This window comes from Comamonas sp. Z3 (assembly GCF_008121565.1).
In the GTDB taxonomy this organism is placed as follows: Bacteria; Pseudomonadota; Gammaproteobacteria; order Burkholderiales; family Burkholderiaceae_C; genus Comamonas; species Comamonas brasiliensis.
Genome location: NZ_VOQU01000003.1, coordinates 586,780 through 608,599 on the forward strand (window position 1 = coordinate 586,780; position 21,820 = coordinate 608,599).

Sequence of the window (21,820 nt, forward strand, 5' to 3'; positions counted from 1 at the left end):
CAGGTTTGACGAATCCGTCATAATCTAAGGCTTCCAATCGCGGCAGTCCCTTGAGGATTGCCGCGATTTTTGCCGGTCTGCGATCCCATGCCGTCCTGTTTCCTGTGCGGGGCGAATCAGCAATGAGGTGCAGACCTTAAACATCACACAGGTTTTTGCTCTTTCGGAGAAATCATGGCAAAAGAAAAGTTCGAACGTACCAAGCCCCACGTGAACGTGGGCACCATCGGTCACGTTGACCACGGCAAGACCACCCTGACTGCTGCTATCGCTACCGTGCTGTCCAAGCACTTCGGCGGTGAAGCCAAGGACTACTCGCAGATCGACAACGCTCCCGAAGAAAAGGCTCGTGGCATCACGATCAACACTTCGCACGTTGAATACGAAACTGCCAACCGCCACTACGCTCACGTGGACTGCCCCGGCCACGCTGACTATGTGAAGAACATGATCACTGGTGCCGCTCAGATGGACGGCGCTATCCTGGTTTGCTCCGCTGCTGACGGCCCCATGCCCCAGACTCGCGAGCACATCCTGCTGTCGCGTCAGGTGGGCGTTCCCTACATCATCGTGTTCCTGAACAAGGCCGACATGGTGGACGACGAAGAACTGCTGGAACTGGTCGAAATGGAAGTGCGCGAGCTGCTGTCCAAGTACGACTTCCCCGGCGACGACACCCCCATCATCCGCGGCTCTGCCAAGCTGGCTCTGGAAGGCGACCAATCCGACAAGGGTGAACCCGCTATCCTGCGTCTGGCCGAAGCTCTGGACACCTACATCCCCACTCCCGAGCGTGCTGTTGACGGCGCCTTCGTGATGCCCGTGGAAGACGTGTTCTCCATCTCCGGTCGCGGTACCGTGGTGACTGGCCGTATCGAGCGCGGTATTGTCAAGGTCGGCGAAGAAATCGAAATCGTCGGTATCAAGGACACCGTCAAGACCACCGTCACCGGCGTGGAAATGTTCCGCAAGCTGCTGGACCAAGGTCAAGCTGGCGACAACGTGGGTCTGCTGCTGCGCGGCACCAAGCGTGAAGACGTGGAACGCGGCCAAGTGCTGTGCAAGCCCGGCTCCATCAAGCCCCACACCAACTTCACTGCTGAAGTTTATGTGCTGTCGAAGGACGAAGGCGGTCGCCACACTCCCTTCTTCAACAACTACCGTCCCCAGTTCTACTTCCGTACAACTGACGTGACCGGCTCCATCGAACTGCCCGAAGGCAAGGAAATGGTGATGCCTGGCGACAACGTGTCGATCACCGTGAAGCTGATCGCTCCCATCGCCATGGAAGAAGGTCTGCGTTTCGCTATCCGCGAAGGTGGTCGTACTGTGGGTGCCGGTGTGGTTGCCACGATCATTGCCTAATTCTTAGAAAAGCTAGGAATTAACAATGTCTAAGCAAAAAATCCGCATCCGTCTGAAGGCTTTCGATTACAAGCTGATCGACCAGTCTGCAGCCGAAATCGTTGATACCGCCAAGCGCACCGGCGCCATCGTCAAGGGGCCCGTGCCCCTGCCGACACGCATGAAGCGCTTCGACATCCTGCGTTCGCCTCACGTCAACAAGACCAGCCGCGACCAGTTCGAAATCCGTACGCACCAGCGTCTGATGGACATCGTGGATCCGACTGACAAGACTGTTGACGCTCTGATGAAGCTGGACCTGCCCGCAGGTGTGGACGTCGAGATCAAACTGCAATAAGAGTTTTGGAAGCCTCGCAAGAGGCTTTTGAGGGTCTTTGTTTAACGCGAACTTGCTTGAAAAAGCAGTTCGCGTTAAAATTTGGAGCTTCGCCTTTGATGCGAAGTTTTATTAACCTTCTTTTGTGTGCTAGGCATGATTGCCGAGGCGCAACGCTGGGCCAATTGCAGTTTCAGCGGCAAAAGTTTTGGAGCAAACAAATGAGTCTGAGCAACTCCCTGGGGTTGCTGGGTCGCAAGGTGGGCATGATGCGTCTGTTCACTGATGATGGGGACGCAGTGCCTGTCACAGTGGTGGATGTTTCTAACAACCGCGTGACTCAGGTCAAAACCCAAGAGAACGATGGCTATGTGGCCCTGCAGGTCACTTTCGGTGCACGCAAGGCTTCTCGCGTGACCAAGCCTCAAGCCGGCCACCTCGCCAAGGCGGGTGTCGAAGCCGGTGAAGTGACCCGTGAATTCCGCGTGACCGATGAAACCGCTGGCAAGTATGCCGCTGGTGCTGTTCTGCCTGTGGCAGAGCTGTTCAGCGTCGGCCAGAAGGTGGACGTGCAAGGCACTTCCATCGGTAAGGGCTACGCCGGCACGATCAAGCGCCACAACTTCAGTTCGCAGCGCGCTTCGCACGGTAACAGCCGTTCGCACAATGTCCCCGGTTCTATCGGTATGGCACAAGACCCCGGTCGCGTGTTCCCCGGTAAGCGTATGACTGGCCACATGGGCGACGAAACCGTCACTACTCAAAACCTCGACGTGGTTCGTATCGACGAAGCACGCCAACTGCTGTTGATCAAGGGTGCCATTCCTGGCGCCAAGGGTGGCTTCGTTTCCGTGCGCCCCGCGATCAAGGCTAAAGCTTCCAAAGGAGCGAACTAATGCAGCTCGAACTCCTGAATGAACAAGGCCAGGCCGCTTCCAAGGTGGAAGCTCCCGAGACTGTGTTCGGTCGTGAATTCAACGAAGACCTGGTCCACCAGCTGGTGACTGCCTACCGTGCCAACGCACGTCAAGGCACTCGCGCCCAGAAGGACCGTGAACAAGTGCGTCACACCACCGCCAAGCCTTTCAAGCAAAAGGGTACAGGCCGTGCACGTGCTGGTATGTCCTCCTCGCCTCTGTGGCGTGGCGGCGGTCGCATCTTCCCCAATCTGCCCGAAGAAAACTTCTCGCAGAAGATCAACAAGAAGATGTACCGTGCCGGTATGACTGCCATCCTGTCTCAGCTGGCCCGCGAAGGCCGTCTGGCAGTTGTGGAGTCCCTGACGCTGGATACACCCAAGACCAAGGTGCTGGCAGACAAGTTCAAGGCTATGAACCTGTCTTCGTCGGTGATGGTGATCGCTGAAGAAATCGACGAGAACCTGTACCTGGCATCCCGCAATCTGAAGAACGTGTTCGTGGTTGAGCCGCGCTATGCAGACCCCGTGTCGCTGGTGCACTACAAGAAAGTGCTCGTCACCAAGGGTGCGATCGACAAACTCAAGGAGATGTTCGCATGAGCACTACCAAGTTTGACGAAGGTCGTCTGATGCAAGTGCTGGTCGCTCCCATCGTGTCCGAAAAGGCCACTCTGGTTGCTGAAAAGTCCAATGCTGTGACATTCAAGGTGCTGCAGAACGCTACCAAGCCCGAAATCAAGGCCGCTGTGGAATTGATGTTCAAGGTTGAAGTGGCAGGCGTGTCTGTGGTGAACACCAAGGGCAAGACCAAGCGCTTTGGCAAGACCGTTGGCCGTCGCGACAATGTGCGCAAGGCTTACGTGATGCTCAAGCCCGGTCAAGAGCTGAACCTGTCTGGGGAGGCTGCGTAATCATGGCTGTTATCAAGCTCAAACCTACGACCCCCGGCCAACGCGGCGCGGTGAAGGTTACTCGCGACCACCTGCACAAGGGTGAGGGCTTTGCCCCCCTGCTGGAAGCTCAATTCCAGAAGGCCGGTCGTAATAACAACGGTCACATCACAACTCGCCACAAGGGCGGTGGTCACAAGCACCACTACCGTGTGGTGGACTTCAAGCGCAACAAGGACGGTATCCCCGCCAAGGTTGAACGCATTGAATACGACCCCAACCGTACTGCCCACATCGCTCTGGTGTGCTATGCAGACGGCGAACGTCGCTACGTCATTGCTCCTCGCAACCTGGAAGTCGGCGCTACCATCATCAGCGGCTCCGAAGCTCCTATCCGCGTGGGCAACACCCTGCCTATCCGCAACATCCCCGTGGGCTCGACTATCCACTGCATCGAACTGAAGATCGGTGCCGGTGCTCAGATCGCTCGCTCGGCTGGTACCTCCGCCACTCTGCTGGCTCGCGAAGGCATCTACGCTCAAGTGCGTATGCGTTCGGGCGAAGTCCGCAAGGTGCACATCGAGTGCCGTGCCACCATCGGTGAAGTTGCCAACGAAGAACACAGCCTGCGCCGTCTGGGCAAGGCCGGTGTGAAGCGTTGGATGGGTATTCGTCCTACCGTCCGCGGTACGGTCATGAACCCTGTCGACCACCCGCACGGTGGTGGTGAAGGTAAGACCGGTGAAGGCCGTCACCCAGTTGACCCATGGGGCAATCTGACGAAGGGCTACCGCACCCGTAACAACAAGCGCACACAGACAATGATCGTGTCGCGCCGTAAGAAGTAAGGGGTAGCAAATGACTCGTTCTCTTAAAAAGGGTCCGTTTGTTGACCATCACTTGCTGGCCAAGGTCGAAAAGGCCATCGCCACCAAGGACAAGAAGCCAGTGAAGACCTGGTCGCGTCGCTCCATGGTCCTGCCCGAGTTCATCGGTCTGACCATCGCCGTGCACAACGGCAAGCAACACGTGCCGGTTTATGTGACTGACCAGATGGTTGGCCACAAGCTGGGTGAATTCGCGCTGACTCGTACCTTCAAGGGTCACCCTGCGGACAAGAAAGCCAAGAAGTAAGGAATAGAACATGTCTGAAACACGTGCTGTTCTCCGTGGCGTCCGCCTGTCTGTTGACAAGGGTCGCCTGGTCGCGGATCTGATCCGCGGCAAGAAGGTGGATCAAGCTCTGAACATTCTCCAGTTCACGCAGAAAAAAGCTGCCGTGATCGTGAAGAAGGTTCTGGAATCCGCTATCGCCAACGCTGAGCACAACGACGGCGCCGATATCGACGAACTGAAGGTCAAGACCATCTACGTCGAGCAAGGCACTACGCTCAAGCGTTTCACTGCTCGCGCCAAGGGCCGCGGCAACCGCATCAGCAAGCCTACCTGCCACATCTATGTGACAGTGGGTAACTGAGGCCTTAAGGAAGAATATGGGACAGAAAATCCATCCTACCGGCTTCCGTCTGGCGGTGAGCCGCAACTGGGCAAGCCGCTGGTACGCTAGCAACCGTGACTTCGCCGGCATGCTGGCCGAAGACATCAAGGTGCGCGAGTACCTGAAGGCCAAGCTGAAGAACGCCGCCGTGGCTCGCGTTCTGATCGAGCGTCCTGCCAAGAACGCCCGCATCACCATTTTCTCGGCTCGTCCGGGCGTGGTGATCGGCAAGAAGGGTGAAGACATCGAGGCCCTGAAGAAGGAACTCGCTGCTCGCCTGGGCGTGCCCGTGGCTGTGAACATCGAAGAAGTGCGCAAGCCCGAAATCGATGCCAAGCTGATCGCTGACTCCATCTGCCAACAGCTGGAAAAGCGCATCATGTTCCGCCGCGCCATGAAGCGTGCCATGCAGAATGCCATGCGTCTGGGTGCTCAAGGCATCAAGATCATGTCTTCCGGTCGTCTGAACGGTATCGAAATTGCTCGTACCGAGTGGTACCGCGAAGGCCGCGTGCCTCTGCACACTCTGCGTGCCGACATCGACTACGGCTTCTCCGAAGCCAAGACGACTTACGGCATCATCGGCGTGAAGGTCTGGGTCTACAAGGGTGACACCCTGGGCCGTAACGATCTGCCCGCCGTGGAAACGCCCCGTCCTGAAGACGAGCGTCGTCCCCGTGGTCCCCGTCGTGACGGTCGCCGTGATGGCCGTGATGGCGCTGGCCGTGGTGGCCGTCGTCCCGCAGGCACCAATGCCGCTCCTGCCGATGGCAGCGACAAGCCTGCTGGCGCTGGTGCTGATTCCGTTAAGCGCGTTCGTAAGGCCGACGCGCCCGCTACAGCAGCGGACGGTAAAGGAGAATAAACATGCTGCAACCTGCACGCCGCAAGTTCCGTAAGGAACAAAAAGGCCGCAACACCGGCATCGCTACCCGTGGCAACTCCGTTGCCTTCGGCGATTTCGGTTTGAAGTCTACTGACCGTGGTCGTCTGACCGCACGCCAGATCGAAGCTGCACGTCGTGCAATTTCCCGTCACGTCAAGCGTGGTGGTCGTATCTGGATCCGCGTGTTCCCGGACAAGCCCATCTCTACCAAGCCCGCCGAAGTGCGTATGGGTAACGGTAAGGGCAACCCCGAGTACTACGTGGCCGAAATCCAGCCCGGCAAGGTGATCTACGAAATCGTGGGTGTGCCTGAAGAGCTGGCCCGTGAAGCGTTCCGCCTGGCTGCTGCAAAGCTGCCTCTGCGCACGACCTTCGTGTCCCGTCACATTGGTGCTTAAGGAGATCAACATGACGAAATCTGCTGAACTCCGCCAAAAAGACGTGGCTGGTCTGGAAGCTGAAGTGAAGTCCCTGCAAAAGGCTCACTTCGGTCTGCGCATGCAAAAGGCCACGCAACAACTGGGCAACACTGCGACCATCAAGGCTACACGCCGTGACATCGCTCGTGCCAAGACCATCCTTGCTGAAAAGCAAGCCGCCAAGTAAGGAGCCGACATGACGGAAGCTAAAACATCCCTCAAGCGCACCTTGATTGGCAAGGTGGTCAGCGACAAGCGTGCCAAGACTGTGACCGTTCTCGTGGAACGCCGCGTCAAGCACCCCATCTACGACAAGATCATGATCAAGTCGAGCAAGTACCACGCTCACGACGAGCAAGGTGAGTACAAGCTGGGTGACGTGGTTGAAATCACCGAGAGCCGTCCTCTCTCCAAGACCAAGAATTGGGTTGCTACCCGCTTGGTTCAAAAGGCTGCCCTGGTGTAAGCCTAACCAGGCCCACCGGCTGCAAAGCCCTTGAAAACGACCCACAATGTTGTGGGTCGTTTTTTTATTTGGGCCGCCAAGAACGCGGTCCTTGCTTTGCAACAAAGGAGATAGTCATGATTAAAGTTGGTGATGCCCTGCCCGCAGTGACCTTGATGGAATATGTGGAAGTGGAAGGCAATGGCTGCAGCCTCGGCCCCAACCCCGTGAAGCTGCCCGAAGCACTGGCCGGCAAGACCGTTGCCGTGTTTGCCGTGCCCGGTGCCTTCACGCCTACCTGCTCCGAAAAGCACCTGCCAGGCTATGTGGCCAAGGCTGAAGAACTCAAGGCTGCCGGCGTGGACGAAATCTGGTGCCTGTCCGTGAACGATGCTTTCGTGATGGGCGCCTGGGGCCGCGACCAGAAGGTGGCTGGCAAGGTGCGCATGATTGCCGACGGCGATGCGGCATTTGCCAAGGCCACCGGCCTGACGCTGGACCTGAACGGCAAGGGCCTGGGTCTGCGCGCCAATCGCTTCTCCATGCTGGTCAAGGACGGCAAGGTTGCGACCCTGAACGTGGAAGCTCCCGGCAAGTTTGAAGTCAGCGACGCCGCCACCATGCTGGCCCAGGCCAAGGCTTGATGGGTGAAGCTCTGAGCCGCTGCGCACGGGAATGATGTTCTCGCCGCAAGGCGGCTTGGTGCGGCGCCATAAAAAAAGGCATTGCCAGCTTGGCAATGCCTTTTTCGCGTCCGCGCTCAGAACAGATCGGCCTTGAGGTAGTGTGCGCCTGGAAGCGGGTTGTGATAGTAGGGCTCGATGGACGCAAAGCCCAGGTCCACATACAGCGCGCGGGCGGATTCCATGTCGTCCAGTGTGTCGAGCAGCACATGGTCGTAGCCGCTCTGGCGTGCCACGTCCAGCATGGCCTCGGCCAGCTGACGGCCCAGGCCGAAGCCGCGGAAGGGCTTGCGCACATACAGGCGCTTCATTTCGGCCGCATTGGGATAGTCGCAGTCATCGAGCGGGCGCAGCGCGCAACAGCCGGCGAGAGCACCGTCCACATGGGCCAGCAGTATCTGGCCGCGGGGCGGGGCATAGTCGCCGGGCAGATCGGCGATTTCGGATTCGAATCCTTGAAATTCCAGGTCGATGTTCAGGCTGTCCGCATACTCCTGGAAGATCTGGCGCACAGCACCCATTTCCTCCAGTCCGGGCGTCAGCAAGTCCACGGCGGGCTTGTCCACGGCAACTAGGCGATGATGAAAGAAGGGTCAGTGTAGCGGCAAGTGCTCTTCATGGTTAAAGCGCAGGCTGCGTCGTCAGAACTCAGAAAGCAGCGCCCTGGCCCAGTTGATGGACCCACCAGGACAGTGCGCTTGCCACCACGGCCAGCAGCGCAGCCAGCATGCGGGTGGCGGCGGTGTCGCGGCTCGCCGTGACCGGTTCTGCCAGGCATTTGTCGCCCGTCACCATGGCGGGCAGCAGCTTGTTGCCTTTGAGGCTGTAGCCGATGAGGGCGAGCAGATGCAGTGCGACCAGTGCATAAATCAGGTACTGGCCCCAGTGAGCATGGTAGTCGGTGGCCTTGGAGATCAGCTCGCCCGAGACAAAGCGCGTCAGGGGACCGCTGAAGGCAATTTCGTCATCGCTCATCAGCCCGCTTGCGATCTGCGCCATCAGCACGGCGAGCATCGCGATGACCGACAGCGAGCCCAGCGGGTTGTGGCCTGCGCGGTCCTGCGTGGTCGAGGCGCCGCTGAGATAACGTCTCATGGCGGCCGCGGAAGGAATGAAGCTGCCAAAGCGCGACCAATACCCGCCGACCAGGCCCCAGAGAAGGCGAAAGACCAGCAGGGCCAGCACCACCTGTCCCAGTATCAGATGCCAGTTCATGGCATTGCCGCCCATCTTGGCGGTGACGACCAGGGCAACGATGCAGGTCGCCAGCAGCCAGTGAAACAGGCGGGTGGGCAGATCCCAGATCCGGATTCTGTGGATTTCCGTGGCGGCTTGTGTGGCGGACTCTGTCATGGCTTTTTCATGGCTGATGGACCCGGACATTGTGCCCTGGCAAGGCGGCAAGCCCAAATCGCGGCCTTTGGGTGACTCTGCCATACTGGTTCTGCAGCCGCCTGTGGTGAGCTGCAGAACCAAGAAAGGATACCCCGATGAAAGCTTTTTCCACTCTGGCATTCGCTGCTGTGGTTGCCACCGTGGCCCTGCCTGCCTCGGCCCAGTTTGCCAAGGCTGAAGATGCCATCAAATACCGCCAGAGCGCGCTGAGTGTGCTGGGCACGCATTTCAGCCGTCTGGGCGCCATGGCCAACGGCAAGATGCCCTTCGATGCCAAGAGCGCGCAGGAAAGCGCCGAGGTCGTGGCCTTCATGTCCAAGCTGCCCTGGGCCGGTTTCGGCGCCGGCACCGAAGGCGGCAAGGCCAAGCCCGAGGTGTGGAAGGAGCAGGCCAAATTCCATGACCTGTCGGGCAAGATGGAAGCAGAAGTCGTCAAGCTCAACGCTGCCGCCAAGACCGGCAATCTGGACAATCTCAAGACGGCTTTCGGCCCGGCCGCCAATAGCTGCAAGAGCTGCCACGACAGCTTCCGCAATAAGTAAGTCAAGACTGTTCTGCATCAAGCAGACGCAAAAAAACCGGCAGTGCCGGTTTTTTTATGAGCGCCTTGCGCATGCTGATAGGTGATTTCAGCTTTATTTCATCTTGAAATCGAACAACAGCGTGCGCTACCAGCTATGTTTTTGAATGAGTTCAGGCGTTCGCAGGCTCGGCCAGCAGCTTCTCGATCAGCTTGTGCAGCTGCTCAAAGTCGGGGGCTCCGATATAGCGCTTCACGATTTCGCCGCGCTTGTTGACGATGAAGGTGGTGGGGGTGAGTTGCACATCGCCCCAGGCCTTGGCCACATTGCCGGTGTTGTCCAGCGCGACCTGGAAGGGCAGCTTGCGCGATTCGACAAAGTTCACGACATAGCTGGGCGGGTCGTAGCTCATGGCCACGGCCAGGGTGTCAAAGCCCTTGCCCTGGTACTTCTGGTAGGTGCTGATGATCTCGGGCATCTCTGCCACGCAGGTGGTGCAGCTGGTGGCCCAGAAGTTCACCAGCGTCACCTTGCCCTTGAGGTCGGCGGTGGTTTTCTGGCTGCCGTCCAGCAGCACAAAGGTGGATTGCGGCGCCGCGGTTTGCCCTGCGCCCGAATACACCCAGGCCCCGACGCCGATGACGGCGGCCGCCACAATGCCTGCGATCCAATGTTTGCTTGCCATAGAGATTGATTGTGCACAAATCTTCAGCATCTTGCTGATCTGTGGTTTGGTGTGCCAAACACGCAGAAAGTTCAGTTCCTACTGCTTGACCCACGGGTCAACCCTAGGCTTGCGTAGCAGGCCGGGCCCATGCCGCTGCCGATAATGGGTCATGAAGAAAACCGGACTCTGGGCTGCGACGCTACTGTTCAGCTGCGCACTGCTGGCCGCCTGCAGCCCGGCGCTGAATTGGCGCACCATCCAGCTCAAGGATGCGCCGCTGCAAGCGCTGCTGCCCTGCGATGCGCAGACGGCCAGCCGCCCTGTCGAGCTGGGCCTGGGCCAGGTGCCGCTGTCGGTGGTGGGCTGCGAGGCCCAGGGGGCGACCTATGCGGTATCGCATTTCGCCGTGGCCGAGCCCGCCCGCGCGGCCGAGGCGCTGACGTTTTGGCAGCAGGCGGTGCTGGCGCAGCTGAAGTCGGCAGACGGCGTCGCGACAAGACTCAATGTCAAGGGAGACGGCCCGTGGGTGCCCAAGGGGGCGCTGAACCTGCCGCAGTCCTTGCGCATCACATTCGAAGGCCTGGGCCCCAGGGGGCAGAAGGTGGTGGGACATGGACTGTGGTTCGCTCGCCTGGAAGGCAGCGGCGCCAGGCTCTACCACGCGGTGATTTACGCTGACAAGGCCATGCCTGCAGAGGCCGAGCTGTTTTTCTCGGGCCTGCAGCTGCAATAAGCCCGGATCCAGATCATGACCCTTGCGCTTCATCCACCTCATTGCCCTTGTTGACGGCGGCGACAAGCCATAATTTGCTATCAAGAACTGTGACTACATGACCACGCGCATTCTTTTGCTCACTCACGCTCCTCTGGCCGCTGCATTGCGCGAATGCGCGCTGCACGTGTTTGCCGATAGCGCTGACGACTTGCTGGCTCTGGACGTGCCTTCCGACGAGGCGCCCGAAGCCACGCTGGAGCGTGCCCTGGCCATGCTGGTGGCGCATGGCGGGCTGGATGCGCCAACACTGGTGCTGACCGACCTGTTCGGCGCCACGCCCTGCAATGTGGCCCAGCGTCTCAGCGGGCTGTTGCAGGCCAGGCTGGTGGCGGGGGTGAACCTGCCCATGCTTTTGCGCTCCATCGGCTATCGACACGAGTCGCTGGACGCCCTGGTCTCGCGGGCCATGGTGGGCGGTAGCCAGGGGGTGATGCAGGTGGCCGGCAGTTCCCGACAAAATCAAAGCGCACGACCTTCCAATGATCAAGACCAATATCACCATCAGCAATAAATTGGGCCTGCATGCCCGCGCATCGGCCAAGCTCACCAAGCTCGCCGGCAGCTTCCCCTGCGAGGTCTGGCTGACCAAGGGCGAGCGCCGCGTCAATGCCAAGAGCATCATGGGCGTGATGATGCTGGCCGCGGGCATAGGCTCCGAGCTGGAGATGGAAACCGATGGCGCGCAGGAGCAGGAAGCCATGGATGCGCTGGTGGCCCTGATCAACGACAAGTTTGGTGAAGGCCAGTAACAGGGGCGCGGCCTGCGTCGTCGCTTGACTGCGTGCAGGCGGCGGCTGGGGCGCTAGCTCCTTTGATAGCAGGGAGCTCCTTGCTGGCAATGAGATAAAGCGTTTTTCGTGCTGCGGCGCAGTGAAGAACTGCGCTGGCTGCTGCAAAAACAAGAGCAAGAAGCAAGCAAAAAGCAATCGCGAAATTCGCGAAAGGGCATTCGCTATGACATTTGCCATCCACGGCCTGGCCGTTTCCCGAGGGATTGCCATTGGGCGCGCGGTCGTTGTGGCCTCCAGTCGCATGGAGGTGGTGCATTACTTCATCCGTCCAGATCAGGTGGAGTCGGAGATCCAGCGTGCCCGCACGGCACGCAATGCGGTGATTGACGAGCTGCGTCGGCTTCAGGAGGAGATGCCCAAGGACGCGCCCGGCGAGCTGGATGCGCTGCTCGATGTGCATCTGATGCTGCTGCAGGACCAGGCGCTGGCCGAGGCCATTCGCAACTGGATCTCCGAGCGTCTTTACAACGCCGAATGGGCGCTGACCACGCAGCTGGAGATCGTCTCGCGCCAGTTCGACGAGATGGACGACGAATACCTGCGCGAGCGCAAGGCCGATCTGGAGCAGGTGGTGGAGCGTATTCTGCGCCACATGAAGGGTGCGGCCAGCCCGATTGCGCAAGCTGCACCGCCGCTGGCACCGACAGGCGCCACACCGGCAGCCAGCGGGCAGCAGCTGCAGCTCGAAGGCGCCACGGAAACCCCGCTGGTGCTGGTGGCGCAGGATCTGTCGCCGGCGGACATGCTGCAGTTCAAGAGCAAGGTCTTTGCGGGCTTCATCACCGCCGTGGGCGGCAAGACCAGCCACACCGCCATCGTCGCGCGCAGCATGGACATTCCGGCCGTGGTCGGTGCGCGGGCTGCAAGCCAGCTGATCCGCCAGGACGACTGGGTCATCATCGACGGCAACGAGGGCGTGGTCATCGTGGACCCCACTCCCATCATTCTGGCGGAGTACAGCTTTCGTCAGCGCCAGACCGAGCTGGAGCGCGAGCGCCTGACCCGTCTGCGCTACACGCCTTCGCTGACCATGGACGGGCAGAAGGTGGAGCTGCTGGCCAATATCGAGCAGCCCAGCGACGGGGCGGCGGCCGTGCGGGCTGGCGCTGTCGGCGTGGGGCTGTTCCGCACCGAGTTCCTGTTCATGGGGCGCAGCGGCAATCTGCCCGGTGAGGAGGAGCAGTACCGCGCCTATCGCGAGGCCATCGACGGCATGCAAGGCATGCCGGTCACCATCCGCACGCTGGACGTGGGGGCCGACAAGCCGCTGGACAAGGCCCAGCCCAAGGACTACTACCTCAACCCGGCGCTGGGCCTGCGCGCCATCCGCTGGAGTCTGGCCGACCCCGTGATGTTCCGCACCCAGCTGCGCGCCATCCTGCGCGCGGCGGCGCACGGGCAGATCAAGCTGCTGTTTCCCATGCTGGCACATCGCAGCGAGATCGAGCAGACCCTGGCCCAGCTGCGCCAGGCACAGCATGAGCTCGATGTGCGCGGCATCGCCTACGGTCCGGTCAAGCTGGGCGCCATGATCGAGATCCCGGCGGCTGCGCTGACGGTGCGCAGCTTTTTGCAGTATTTCGACTTCCTGTCCATAGGCACCAACGACCTGATCCAGTACACGCTGGCCATCGACCGGGCCGACGAAACCGTGGCTCATCTCTACGACCCCATGCATCCTGCCGTGCTGCGGCTGGTGGCCGAGGTGATCGCAGCGGCCAATGCCGCAGGCAAGGAGGTGTGCGTCTGCGGCGAAATGGCGGGCGACCTGAGCATGACGCGGCTGCTGCTGGGTCTGGGGCTGCGCAGTTTTTCCATGCATCCCGCGCAGATCCTGGCCGTCAAGCAGGAGGTGCTGCGCGCGGACGCCAGCAAGCTGGCTCCCTGGGCCGCTGAAGTGCTGGGCAGCGAATGCCCGGCGCAGATGCTGGCGCCCTGAAGAACCTTGGGAACGACCTCAGGGCAGGCAGAAAAGGGATGGATGAATTACGCAAATTCGCAGGAAATCGCCCGTGCGCTTGAGCCGGTGCTGGAAGATGCAGCGCTTGCGCTGCAACTGGCAGCGCAAGCCAGGCCGGCTGTGTGGCTGCAGACCACTGCAGTGGAGGATGAAGCGGAGATTGCGTCCGGCAGCACCAAGTTTGGCGGCTGTCCCGACCTGCCTGCCGGTGTGGCCTGGCCCGAGCGAGGGCGCTATCCGGACCATGAGCAGCGGGTGAAGCCCCATCGCGAAGACAGCGTTGCTCCCGACAGCCGCTGGCGTTGGGCCAGACCGGAGCAAGTAATCCTGTTTCGCGAAGAGGCCTTGCAGCACATTGCAAGACTCGAACGCACTTTTCCGCTGAGCTTTGTGGCGCAGATCAACTTCGCGGAAGCCCGCTCCGCCGGGACCCTGGAGGCAGATTTTCCCGAGTCCGGGCTGTTGTCCGTCTTCTACGACCTGCTGGAGCAGCCCTGGGGTTTCAATCCTGCAGATGCCTGTGCGCTAAAGCTCATCTTCTCCGAAGACGATGCTGTGCTCGAGCGACGTCAGCAGCCGCCGGCGCTGCTAGAACTGCCCGATCACTGCCAGCTCGCACCTATGGCCTGCGAAATGCATGCCTGCGTCACGGCCTTGCCCCTGGAGAGCGCTCAGTGGGGTTCGCAGGGGCTGGAGCTAGACGAAGAGCAGCGTGATCGCTTTGTCGAATGGTGGTTCGATGACGCACAAAACGCTGCCAGCAGCGGTGGAGAGGACAGCGGCTGCCATCGCATCGGCGGCTGGCCCACGCCCATCCAGGGGGATATGCAGACCGAATGCGCGCTGGTGGCTGCGGGGCATTACTGCGGTAATGGCGATGCCTACGCGGACGAGGCCACGCGGGCCGTACGCGATACCGCAACGCAGTGGCTTTTGCTGCTGCAGATCGGCTGCGATGAAAAAGGCGGCATGGGCTGGGGCGATGAAGGTCAGGTCTATCTGTGGATGCGCCGCGACGATCTGCGCGCGCGTCGCTTTGACCGGGCGCGGTTGGTGCTGCAGTGTTGCTGAAACCCGCCTGCGCCGTGGCCTCAGGTACCAACGGTTGCGAAATGGCGGCAAAACAGCTGCTTGGAGATTTCTTTTGGTGGAAAACGAAAATTAATTGATATTGATTCTCATTTGATGTTACTATCCATCCCAGCTTGCAGCACGGGACTCTGGTGGGGTATCCAGCGCTGCATGGCTCAGTTTCATCGTGGGGCGACTCGTCGGGCCTGTTCAGCCTGCAGTCGTTTTTGCCAGCCAGCGGTTTGCCGGTTAGCCAGGCGTTTTTTCGATGCAAACAGTGGGTTATTCAAATTTCATGGCTTTTAGCGCATGATCTGCAGCGATCCTGCTATGAATTGACTATGTAGGCTTTACCAGAAAGCGCAGCAAGCTCCTTATTCAGGAGCTTTATTTTTGGGCAAATCCTGGAGCGTGCAGCACTGCTCGTTGTGTGTGGCCATGAAAAAAGCAGCCCTTGGGCTGCTTGTGGGTGAGCACTTTCTTCGGTGCTCAGACGCCTGCGGCATGTGCCTGCTGGTCGGCGTGATAGCTGGAGCGCACCATGGCACCGACGGCGGCGTGGGTGAAGCCCATCTTGTAGGCCTCCTGCTCGAACATCTTGAAGGTGTCGGGGTGCACATAACGGCGCACGGGCAGGTGGCTGTTGGTGGGCGCCAGATACTGGCCGATGGTCAGCATGTCGATGTTGTGGGCACGCATATCGCGCATCACCTGCAGGATTTCCTCGTCAGTCTCGCCCAGGCCCACCATGATGCCGCTCTTGGTCGGTACATCGGGGTGCAGTTCCTTGAACTTCTTGAGCAGGTTCAGGCTGAACTGGTAGTCGGAGCCGGGGCGCGCTTCCTTGTACAGGCGTGGTGCGGTTTCAAGGTTGTGGTTCATCACATCAGGCGGAGCCGACTTGAGAATCTCCAGCGCGCGGTCGTCACGGCCGCGGAAGTCGGGCACCAGGATTTCGATCTGCGTCTCGGGCGAGAGTTCGCGGATGTTCTTGATGCATTCCACGAAGTGGCCCGAGCCGCCGTCGCGCAGGTCGTCGCGGTCCACGCTGGTGATCACCACGTACTTCAGGCGCAGAGCGGCAATGGTGCGCGCCAGATTCAGCGGCTCGTTCACGTCCAGCGGGTCGGGGCGGCCATGGCCCACATCGCAGAAGGGGCAGCGGCGCGTGCACTTGTCGCCCATGATCATGAAGGTGGCCGTGCCCTTGCCGAAGCATTCGCCGATATTCGGGCAGCTGGCTTCCTCGCAGACCGTGTGCAGATTGTTCTTGCGCAGAATGTCCTTGATTTCGTAAAAGCGCGTGCTTGGGCTGCCGGCCTTGACGCGGATCCACTCGGGTTTCTTCAGGACTTCGGCCTGCTCCACCTTCACGGGGATGCGCGCCAGCTTGGCGGCAGCCTTCTGCTTGGCCAGCGGGTTGTAGTTTTCGGCGGACTGCGCTTCGCGCACGACTTCATTGGTGCTCATGATCTTGCCTTCAGGGAGAGAGACGCGCCTTCAGCTGGCGGCCCAGCACGGATGCGGCCTCGTCCCAGGTTGTCTGTATGCCGATTGTAGAAAGGTCCACCGTCCTCAGCCCTGCGTATCCGCAAGGGTTGATTCGCAAATAAGGTTCCAAATCCATATCGACATTGAGTGCCACTCCGTGGTAGGTGCTGTGGCGGCTGACTTTGATGCCCAGGGCGGCAATCTTGCCCAGGCCCTCGAAATGAGGCTCGGGCGCCGGGCTGCCGGCTTTGCGGTGCTGCGGGCGCTGCTCCAGCATGGCATGGCTGCGCGGATCGTCCAGGCGCACATAAATGCCGGGCGCGCCCGCCACGCGGTGGCCGGTGACGCCGAAATGATCCAGCGTGCGGATCACCGCGTCTTCCAGCCGGTACACGTATTCCTTGACGAAGTAGCCCATGCGCTGCAGATCCAGCAGCGGATAGGCCACCACCTGGCCGGGGCCGTGATAGGTCACCTGGCCGCCACGATTGGTGGCGACCACGGGAATATCGCCGGGGTTCAGAACATTTTCGGTCTTGCCAGCCAGCCCCTGCGTGAAATGCGGTGAGTGCTCACAAATCCAGAGTTCGTCGCGCGTGCTCGCGTTGCGGGTGCGCGTGAACTCCTGCATCGCGACCACCGCTGCCTCATAGCCGGTACGCCCCAGAAAGCGCAGGTCCATGGCTTCGGGCGGCTGCGAAGCAGAAGCAATCGGGCTGTCGCTCACAGCACGACCTTCACCAGGGGGTGAGAGGTCAGTGCGCGGTAGGTGTCGTCCAGCTGCTCGCGGCTGGTGGCCGTGATGGTGATGGTCACGCCCAGGTAGTTGCCACCGGAGCTGGGGCGCAGCTCGACCGTGCTGGCGTCAAAGCTGGGGTCGAATTTTTCGGCGATCTTGGTGATTTCATGTACCAGATGCTCATTCTTGACACCCATGACCTTGATGGGGAACTGGCTCGGGTACTCGATCAGCGAATCCTTGCGCGGGTCTTCTTGCTGACCGTTCTCGTTGGCGGCAGATGTGTTGGGCGTGTCGCTCATGAGGAATCCTTGGCTGAAATGAAAAATTGCCGTTGGTGAAACAGCCTGTCAATGAGTAGCAAAGATTGTGCGCCACGCCGGGCAGCCCTGCGTGTGTGGGCCTAATCGATGGATGACCGGAGCCTGCAAACCCTCAAAGCCCCTGGGTGCAGGCAGACAATTCAGGGCAATCGGGTTTTTCAATTGAGGCACACTCGCGCCGCACCAAAGCTGCGGGTGGCAAATGTTGTCACTCGGCGACAACCCTCAGGTCTTGTCAAAGACGTTTTGCGCATGACAGTATCAACCCCTATCTAACGACGGGGGTTTTTACTTATAATCAGAGGCTTTGTAAAAAAGTCTTGCTTGGTCAGCGGTGCGAAAGAAAACATGACAAACATGCCCGCTGATTTCCAGGATGAGGACGAAGTCGAAGACTTCAAGCCCCTGACTGCACAAGAAGCCTCTGCATGGCGTTCGCGCTTTCCGCAGGTTTCGGTCTGGCGCATCGTCATGGTTCAGACGCTGGTAGGCGTTATCGTGGCTTTGCTGTCGTGGTTGATCACGGGGCGTGCAGCCGCAGGCTGGTCGGCAGCGTATGGAGCGCTGGCGGTCGTGTTGCCCGCGGCGCTGTTTGCAAGAGGCGTGGTTCGTCAGCGGCCGGGAGGTGCCGGTGGCGCCATGGCAGGGATTTTCGGTTGGGAGCTGGTGAAGCTGGTGCTGTGCATTGCCATGTTGGCGGCTGCACCCAAGCTGGTACCTGACCTGAGCTGGCTGGCGCTGCTGGTCGGCTTGATTGTTGTGATGAAAACGTATTGGGTTGCGCTTCTGGTGCGATCCAGTGTCCAAAAACCGATTGATATTTGAGAGAAGTTGACCGATGGCCGCAGAAGCGCACGCACCAACTGCAAGTGAATACATCGTTCACCACTTGCAACACCTCCAGAACATCAAGCAGAAGTCCATCATCGACTTCTCCGTGTTCAATCTGGATTCGATTGCCGTGAGTGTGACTCTGGGCGCTTTGTGCCTGTTCGTCCTCTGGCTGGCTGCCCGCAAGGCGACTTCCGGCGTTCCCGGTCGTTTCCAGGCTGCGGTGGAAATGCTGGTCGAAATGGTGGACAACCAGGCCAAGGCCAATATTCACAACGCTGAATCTCGCAAGTTCATCGCTCCTCTGGCACTGACCGTGTTCGTCTGGATCTTCGCGATGAACGCCATGGACATGCTGCCTGTGGATCTGCTGCCCGTGCTGTGGCAGACCGCCCAGGGCGACTCCCATGCCTACCTGCGTGTCGTGCCTACTGCCGACCTGTCCACCACTCTGGGTCTGTCGACCGGCGTGCTGGTGCTGTGCCTGATCTACTCGGTGAAGATCAAGGGCATGGGCGGCTGGGCTCACGAACTGGTTACCGCTCCGTTCGGTACCTCTAAGAATCCCGTGTTTGCTGTGATCCTGGGCGTTGTGAACCTGGCCATGCAAATCATTGAATACATTGCCAAGACGGTTTCGCACGGTATGCGACTGTTCGGCAATATGTACGCTGGTGAGTTGGTGTTCTGTCTGATCGCCTTGATGGGCGGTGCGGCTGCCATGTCGCTTTCCGGTGTGTTGCTCCCCGTGGGGCACATCATTGCAGGTTCGATCTGGGCGATCTTCCACATCCTGATCATTACCCTGCAAGCCTTCATTTTCATGATGCTGACGCTGATTTACCTCGGCCAGGCACATGAAGCTCACTGAAATCCTTTCTTTCACTCAACCTTTCTTTAATCCCTAGGAGTCATCATGGAAAACGTTCTCGGTCTCGTCGCTCTGGCTTGTGGTCTGATTGTTGGTCTGGGCGCTATCGGCGCTTCGATCGGTATCGCTCTGATGGGTGGCAAGTTCCTGGAATCCTCGGCACGTCAGCCTGAGCTGATCAACGAACTGCAAACCAAGATGTTCATCTTGGCTGGTCTGATCGACGCCGCCTTCCTGATCGGTGTGGCTATCGCTCTGCTGTTCGCCTTCGCCAACCCCTTCCAACTGGTTGCCTAAGCTCCGTTCAACGCCCTAAATAGAAAGGTGTTGCCGTGAGTATTAACGCGACCCTGTTCGTTCAGCTTGGTGTTTTCCTGGTTCTGGCGCTGTTCACGATGAAGTTCGTGTGGCCCCCGATCGCGAAGGCACTGGATGAGCGAGCCCAGAAAATCGCCGATGGCCTCGCTGCTGCCGACAAGGCCAAGACCGAACTGACCGCTGTCAACAAGCGCGTCGAGCAGGAATTGGCCCAGACGCGCAACGAAACAGCTTCGCGGCTTGCGGACGCCGAACGCCGCGCCCAGGCCATCATTGAAGAAGCCAAGGCCCGCGCGACAGAAGAAGGCAACAAGATTGTTGCTGCTGCCCGCGCTGAAGCTGACCAGCAAGCCATTGCTGCCCGTGAAGCCCTGCGTGAGCAAGTGGCAGCGCTGGCCGTCAAGGGTGCCGAGCAGATCCTGAAGAAGGAAGTCAATGCCGGTATCCACGCTGATCTGCTGAACCGCCTGAAGACAGAGCTGTAAGGAAAGCAAAAAATGGCAGAACTCGCCACCATTGCCCGCCCTTACGCCGAAGCATTGTTTAAAGCCTGTGTCGACAAGGGCGCAGACTTGAACAGCACTGTCGCTTGGGTGGAGGAATTGGCGGCGATTGCCGCCAACCCGCAATTGCGCCAACTGGCCGACAACCCGAACGTGAGCGACGCGCAAGTGTTCGATCTCGTCACGGGTGTGGCCAAGTCGGCATTGCCCGAGTCCGCACGCAACTTCCTGCATGTGGTCCTCGAAAACGGCCGTCTGGACGTGCTGCCTGAAGTGGCAGCCCAGTTCCGCAGCCTCGTGAACAGCAAGAGCGGCTCTTCGGATGCCGTGGTGTACAGCGCTTTCCCGATTGAGGATGCAGCGCTGGCCGAGCTTGGCGCCACGCTGCAAAAGCGCTTTGGCCGCAAGCTGAATCTCACCGTGAAGCTCGATGAATCGCTGATCGGTGGCGTTCGCGTCGTGGTGGGCGACGAGGTGCTGGACACCTCCGTCAAGGCCCGTCTGGAACAAATGAAAGCGGCCCTCACCGCGTAATGCGCTTGAGGTCTCGGCTAACACACAAGAAAGAAGGAAAGAGTCATGCAACTCAATCCCGCAGAAATTTCTGAACTGATCAAGAGCCGCATCGAAGGGCTGGCTGCTAGCACTGACGTCCGTAACCAAGGCACCGTGGTGTCGGTGACTGACGGTATCGTGCGCGTGCACGGCCTGTCGGACGTGATGGCTGGCGAAATGCTGGAATTCCCCGCAGGCGCCGACGGTCAACCCACTTACGGCCTGGCTCTGAACCTGGAGCGCGACTCCGTGGGCGCCGTGATTCTGGGTGCTTACGAGCACATCGCAGAAGGCAACACCGTCAAGTGCACCGGCCGTATTCTGGAAGTGCCCGTGGGCCCAGAACTGGTCGGCCGCGTGGTGAACGCCCTGGGTCAGCCTATCGACGGCAAGGGCCCCATCAACGCCAAGATGACGGACGTGATCGAGAAGGTCGCTCCTGGCGTGATCGCACGTCAATCCGTGGATCAGCCTCTGCAGACCGGTATCAAGTCCATCGACTCCATGGTTCCCGTGGGCCGTGGTCAGCGTGAACTGATCATTGGTGACCGTCAGACTGGCAAGACGGCTGTCGCTATCGACGCCATCATCAACCAGAAGGGCCAGGGCGTTACCTGTATCTACGTCGCTATTGGTCAGAAGGCATCTTCGATCAAGAACGTGGTGCGCGCTCTGGAGCAAGCTGGCGCGATGGACTACACCATCGTCGTGGCCGCTACCGCTTCCGAATCGGCAGCCATGCAGTACGTGTCGGCCTACTCCGGCTGCACGATGGGCGAATACTTCCGCGATCGCGGTGAAGATGCTCTGATCGTTTATGACGATCTGTCCAAGCAGGCTGTGGCCTACCGTCAGGTTTCGCTGCTGCTGCGTCGTCCTCCCGGACGTGAAGCTTTCCCCGGCGACGTGTTCTATCTCCACAGCCGCCTGCTGGAGCGTGCCGCTCGCGTGAACGCCGACTACGTCGAAGCCTTCACCAAGGGCGAAGTCAAGGGCAAGACCGGTTCTCTGACCGCTCTGCCTATCATCGAAACACAAGCTGGCGACGTGTCCGCTTTCGTTCCCACGAACGTGATTTCGATTACTGACGGCCAGATCTTCCTGGAAACCAGCCTGTTCAACGCCGGTATCCGTCCCGCTATCAACGCCGGTATCTCGGTGTCCCGCGTGGGTGGTTCCGCTCAGACCAAGGTGGTGAAGGGCCTGTCCGGCGGTATCCGTACCGACCTGGCTCAGTACCGTGAACTGGCTGCCTTCGCGCAGTTCGCTTCCGACCTGGACGAGGCAACCCGCAAGCAGCTGGACCGCGGTGCCCGCGTGACCGAACTGCTCAAGCAGGCTCAGTACTCTCCTCTGTCGACCGCTCTGATGGCTTCTTCGCTGTTCGCAGTGAACAAGGGTTTCATGGACGACATCGAAGTCAAGCAAGTGCTGCCCTTCGAGTCTGGTCTGCACCAGTTCCTGAAGACCAGCCACGGCGCTCTGCTGGACCGTCTGAACGAAAAGCGTGCTTTCGACAAGGAAGGCAAGGACGAAGCTGAACTGACTGCAGCCATTACTGCATTCAAGAAGTCCTTCGCTTAATACC

The 21,820-nt window shown here is 59.8% G+C and carries 31 protein-coding genes; 25 read left to right on the forward strand and 6 right to left on the reverse strand.

The window, feature by feature from the left end:
* Positions 1-174 precede the first annotated feature (174 nt).
* The 13 genes from tuf (at position 175) to FSY59_RS11240 (ending at position 7,382) form a co-directional block, all read left to right on the forward strand.
* Positions 175-1,365 carry an elongation factor Tu gene (gene tuf, locus FSY59_RS11180; protein ID WP_003059342.1) on the forward strand — a complete coding sequence of 397 codons (1,191 nt, stop codon included), beginning with the start codon at positions 175-177 and terminating at the stop codon, positions 1,363-1,365.
* A 25-nt stretch (positions 1,366-1,390) separates the two neighbouring features.
* Positions 1,391-1,702 carry a 30S ribosomal protein S10 gene (gene rpsJ / locus FSY59_RS11185; RefSeq protein ID WP_003059431.1) on the forward strand — a complete coding sequence of 104 codons (312 nt, stop codon included), beginning with the start codon at positions 1,391-1,393 and terminating at the stop codon, positions 1,700-1,702.
* Between the two features lie 200 nt (positions 1,703-1,902).
* On the forward strand, positions 1,903-2,577 hold the full coding sequence (gene rplC, locus FSY59_RS11190; protein WP_003059417.1) for a 50S ribosomal protein L3: 675 nt from the start codon (positions 1,903-1,905) through the stop codon (positions 2,575-2,577).
* Entirely contained in the window at positions 2,577-3,200 is a 624-nt protein-coding gene (gene rplD, locus FSY59_RS11195; RefSeq protein ID WP_003059416.1) for a 50S ribosomal protein L4, read from the forward strand. The genes rplC and rplD overlap by 1 nt, the downstream gene beginning before the upstream one ends.
* Positions 3,197-3,511: a 50S ribosomal protein L23 gene (gene rplW, locus FSY59_RS11200; protein WP_003059415.1), complete on the forward strand. Its 315-nt coding sequence runs from the start codon at positions 3,197-3,199 to the stop codon at positions 3,509-3,511. The genes rplD and rplW overlap by 4 nt, the downstream gene beginning before the upstream one ends.
* A 2-nt stretch (positions 3,512-3,513) precedes the next feature.
* Positions 3,514-4,338: a 50S ribosomal protein L2 gene (rplB, locus tag FSY59_RS11205; RefSeq protein WP_003059414.1), complete on the forward strand. Its 825-nt coding sequence runs from the start codon at positions 3,514-3,516 to the stop codon at positions 4,336-4,338.
* Between the two features lie 10 nt (positions 4,339-4,348).
* Positions 4,349-4,624, forward strand: coding sequence for a 30S ribosomal protein S19 (gene rpsS, locus FSY59_RS11210; protein ID WP_003059413.1), 276 nt, complete (start codon positions 4,349-4,351; stop codon positions 4,622-4,624).
* A gap of 10 nt (positions 4,625-4,634) precedes the next feature.
* A complete protein-coding gene (gene rplV / locus FSY59_RS11215; RefSeq protein ID WP_003059408.1) occupies positions 4,635-4,967 on the forward strand; it encodes a 50S ribosomal protein L22 in 333 nt (110 codons plus the stop codon).
* Positions 4,968-4,983: 16 nt separating this feature from the next.
* Complete coding sequence (gene rpsC, locus FSY59_RS11220; RefSeq protein WP_003059406.1) at positions 4,984-5,853, forward strand: 30S ribosomal protein S3; 870 nt, start codon at positions 4,984-4,986, stop codon at positions 5,851-5,853.
* Positions 5,854-5,855: 2 nt separating this feature from the next.
* Positions 5,856-6,272: a 50S ribosomal protein L16 gene (gene rplP, locus FSY59_RS11225; RefSeq protein ID WP_003059405.1), complete on the forward strand. Its 417-nt coding sequence runs from the start codon at positions 5,856-5,858 to the stop codon at positions 6,270-6,272.
* A gap of 10 nt (positions 6,273-6,282) precedes the next feature.
* Positions 6,283-6,480 carry a 50S ribosomal protein L29 gene (rpmC, locus tag FSY59_RS11230; RefSeq protein WP_003059403.1) on the forward strand — a complete coding sequence of 66 codons (198 nt, stop codon included), beginning with the start codon at positions 6,283-6,285 and terminating at the stop codon, positions 6,478-6,480.
* Positions 6,481-6,489: 9 nt separating this feature from the next.
* On the forward strand, positions 6,490-6,759 hold the full coding sequence (gene rpsQ, locus FSY59_RS11235) for a 30S ribosomal protein S17 (protein WP_003059401.1): 270 nt from the start codon (positions 6,490-6,492) through the stop codon (positions 6,757-6,759).
* 116 nt (positions 6,760-6,875) lie between these two features.
* Positions 6,876-7,382 (forward strand): peroxiredoxin, encoded by a 507-nt coding sequence (locus FSY59_RS11240; RefSeq protein WP_003059399.1) that lies wholly within the window; start codon positions 6,876-6,878, stop codon positions 7,380-7,382.
* Positions 7,383-7,498: 116 nt separating this feature from the next.
* Here the strand turns inward: FSY59_RS11240 and FSY59_RS11245 are convergent, their stop codons facing one another.
* Both FSY59_RS11245 and FSY59_RS11250 read right to left on the reverse strand, forming a co-directional pair.
* Entirely contained in the window at positions 7,499-7,987 is a 489-nt protein-coding gene (locus FSY59_RS11245; RefSeq protein WP_019042017.1) for a GNAT family N-acetyltransferase, read from the reverse strand.
* Positions 7,988-8,069: 82 nt separating this feature from the next.
* On the reverse strand, positions 8,070-8,774 hold the full coding sequence (locus FSY59_RS11250; protein ID WP_050785884.1) for a cytochrome b/b6 domain-containing protein: 705 nt from the start codon (positions 8,772-8,774) through the stop codon (positions 8,070-8,072).
* Positions 8,775-8,911: 137 nt separating this feature from the next.
* Here FSY59_RS11250 and FSY59_RS11255 point away from each other — a divergent pair, with 137 nt between their 5' ends.
* On the forward strand, positions 8,912-9,358 hold the full coding sequence (locus tag FSY59_RS11255; protein ID WP_003081732.1) for a cytochrome c: 447 nt from the start codon (positions 8,912-8,914) through the stop codon (positions 9,356-9,358).
* A 151-nt stretch (positions 9,359-9,509) separates the two neighbouring features.
* Here the strand turns inward: FSY59_RS11255 and FSY59_RS11260 are convergent, their stop codons facing one another.
* The gene (locus FSY59_RS11260; protein ID WP_003059393.1) at positions 9,510-10,022 is read right to left on the reverse strand and encodes a TlpA disulfide reductase family protein; all 513 of its coding nucleotides are present in this window, start codon (positions 10,020-10,022) and stop codon (positions 9,510-9,512) included.
* Positions 10,023-10,173: 151 nt separating this feature from the next.
* On the opposite strand from FSY59_RS11260, the gene FSY59_RS11265 reads away from it, so the two are divergent.
* The 5 genes from FSY59_RS11265 to FSY59_RS11285 all read left to right on the forward strand — a co-directional run bounded on the left by FSY59_RS11265 (position 10,174) and on the right by FSY59_RS11285 (position 14,601).
* Complete coding sequence (locus tag FSY59_RS11265) at positions 10,174-10,737, forward strand: hypothetical protein (protein WP_148728975.1); 564 nt, start codon at positions 10,174-10,176, stop codon at positions 10,735-10,737.
* Positions 10,738-10,834: 97 nt separating this feature from the next.
* Complete coding sequence (locus FSY59_RS11270) at positions 10,835-11,290, forward strand: PTS sugar transporter subunit IIA (RefSeq protein ID WP_003059391.1); 456 nt, start codon at positions 10,835-10,837, stop codon at positions 11,288-11,290.
* On the forward strand, positions 11,259-11,528 hold the full coding sequence (locus tag FSY59_RS11275) for an HPr family phosphocarrier protein (protein ID WP_003059390.1): 270 nt from the start codon (positions 11,259-11,261) through the stop codon (positions 11,526-11,528). Before FSY59_RS11270 ends, FSY59_RS11275 begins: the two co-directional genes overlap by 32 nt.
* Positions 11,529-11,733: 205 nt before the next feature.
* Complete coding sequence (gene ptsP / locus FSY59_RS11280; RefSeq protein ID WP_003059389.1) at positions 11,734-13,509, forward strand: phosphoenolpyruvate--protein phosphotransferase; 1,776 nt, start codon at positions 11,734-11,736, stop codon at positions 13,507-13,509.
* A gap of 42 nt (positions 13,510-13,551) precedes the next feature.
* Positions 13,552-14,601, forward strand: a complete 1,050-nt coding sequence (locus FSY59_RS11285; RefSeq protein WP_003059387.1) for a YwqG family protein — start codon at positions 13,552-13,554, stop codon at positions 14,599-14,601.
* A gap of 489 nt (positions 14,602-15,090) precedes the next feature.
* On the opposite strand, the gene lipA is transcribed toward FSY59_RS11285, so the two are convergent.
* Genes lipA through FSY59_RS11300 form a run of 3 tightly spaced genes read right to left on the reverse strand, consistent with a single transcriptional unit; the run spans position 15,091 to position 17,133 of the window.
* Positions 15,091-16,071: a lipoyl synthase gene (gene lipA / locus FSY59_RS11290; RefSeq protein WP_003059385.1), complete on the reverse strand. Its 981-nt coding sequence runs from the start codon at positions 16,069-16,071 to the stop codon at positions 15,091-15,093.
* Between the two features lie 10 nt (positions 16,072-16,081).
* Positions 16,082-16,774: a lipoyl(octanoyl) transferase LipB gene (lipB, locus tag FSY59_RS11295; RefSeq protein WP_003059382.1), complete on the reverse strand. Its 693-nt coding sequence runs from the start codon at positions 16,772-16,774 to the stop codon at positions 16,082-16,084.
* A gap of 41 nt (positions 16,775-16,815) precedes the next feature.
* Positions 16,816-17,133 carry a YbeD family protein gene (locus tag FSY59_RS11300; RefSeq protein ID WP_003059380.1) on the reverse strand — a complete coding sequence of 106 codons (318 nt, stop codon included), beginning with the start codon at positions 17,131-17,133 and terminating at the stop codon, positions 16,816-16,818.
* 378 nt (positions 17,134-17,511) lie between these two features.
* On the opposite strand from FSY59_RS11300, the gene FSY59_RS11305 reads away from it, so the two are divergent.
* Genes FSY59_RS11305 through atpA form a run of 6 tightly spaced genes read left to right on the forward strand, consistent with a single transcriptional unit; the run spans position 17,512 to position 21,816 of the window.
* Complete coding sequence (locus FSY59_RS11305) at positions 17,512-17,979, forward strand: ATP synthase subunit I (RefSeq protein WP_019042020.1); 468 nt, start codon at positions 17,512-17,514, stop codon at positions 17,977-17,979.
* 13 nt (positions 17,980-17,992) lie between these two features.
* The gene (atpB, locus tag FSY59_RS11310) at positions 17,993-18,856 is read left to right on the forward strand and encodes a F0F1 ATP synthase subunit A (protein WP_003059377.1); all 864 of its coding nucleotides are present in this window, start codon (positions 17,993-17,995) and stop codon (positions 18,854-18,856) included.
* Between the two features lie 45 nt (positions 18,857-18,901).
* Positions 18,902-19,153 (forward strand): F0F1 ATP synthase subunit C, encoded by a 252-nt coding sequence (atpE, locus tag FSY59_RS11315; protein ID WP_003059376.1) that lies wholly within the window; start codon positions 18,902-18,904, stop codon positions 19,151-19,153.
* 35 nt (positions 19,154-19,188) lie between these two features.
* The gene (locus tag FSY59_RS11320) at positions 19,189-19,659 is read left to right on the forward strand and encodes a F0F1 ATP synthase subunit B (protein WP_003059375.1); all 471 of its coding nucleotides are present in this window, start codon (positions 19,189-19,191) and stop codon (positions 19,657-19,659) included.
* Between the two features lie 12 nt (positions 19,660-19,671).
* The gene (locus FSY59_RS11325) at positions 19,672-20,211 is read left to right on the forward strand and encodes a F0F1 ATP synthase subunit delta (protein WP_043370617.1); all 540 of its coding nucleotides are present in this window, start codon (positions 19,672-19,674) and stop codon (positions 20,209-20,211) included.
* 45 nt (positions 20,212-20,256) lie between these two features.
* Positions 20,257-21,816, forward strand: coding sequence for a F0F1 ATP synthase subunit alpha (atpA, locus tag FSY59_RS11330; protein WP_003059371.1), 1,560 nt, complete (start codon positions 20,257-20,259; stop codon positions 21,814-21,816).
* Positions 21,817-21,820: the final 4 nt, after the last annotated feature.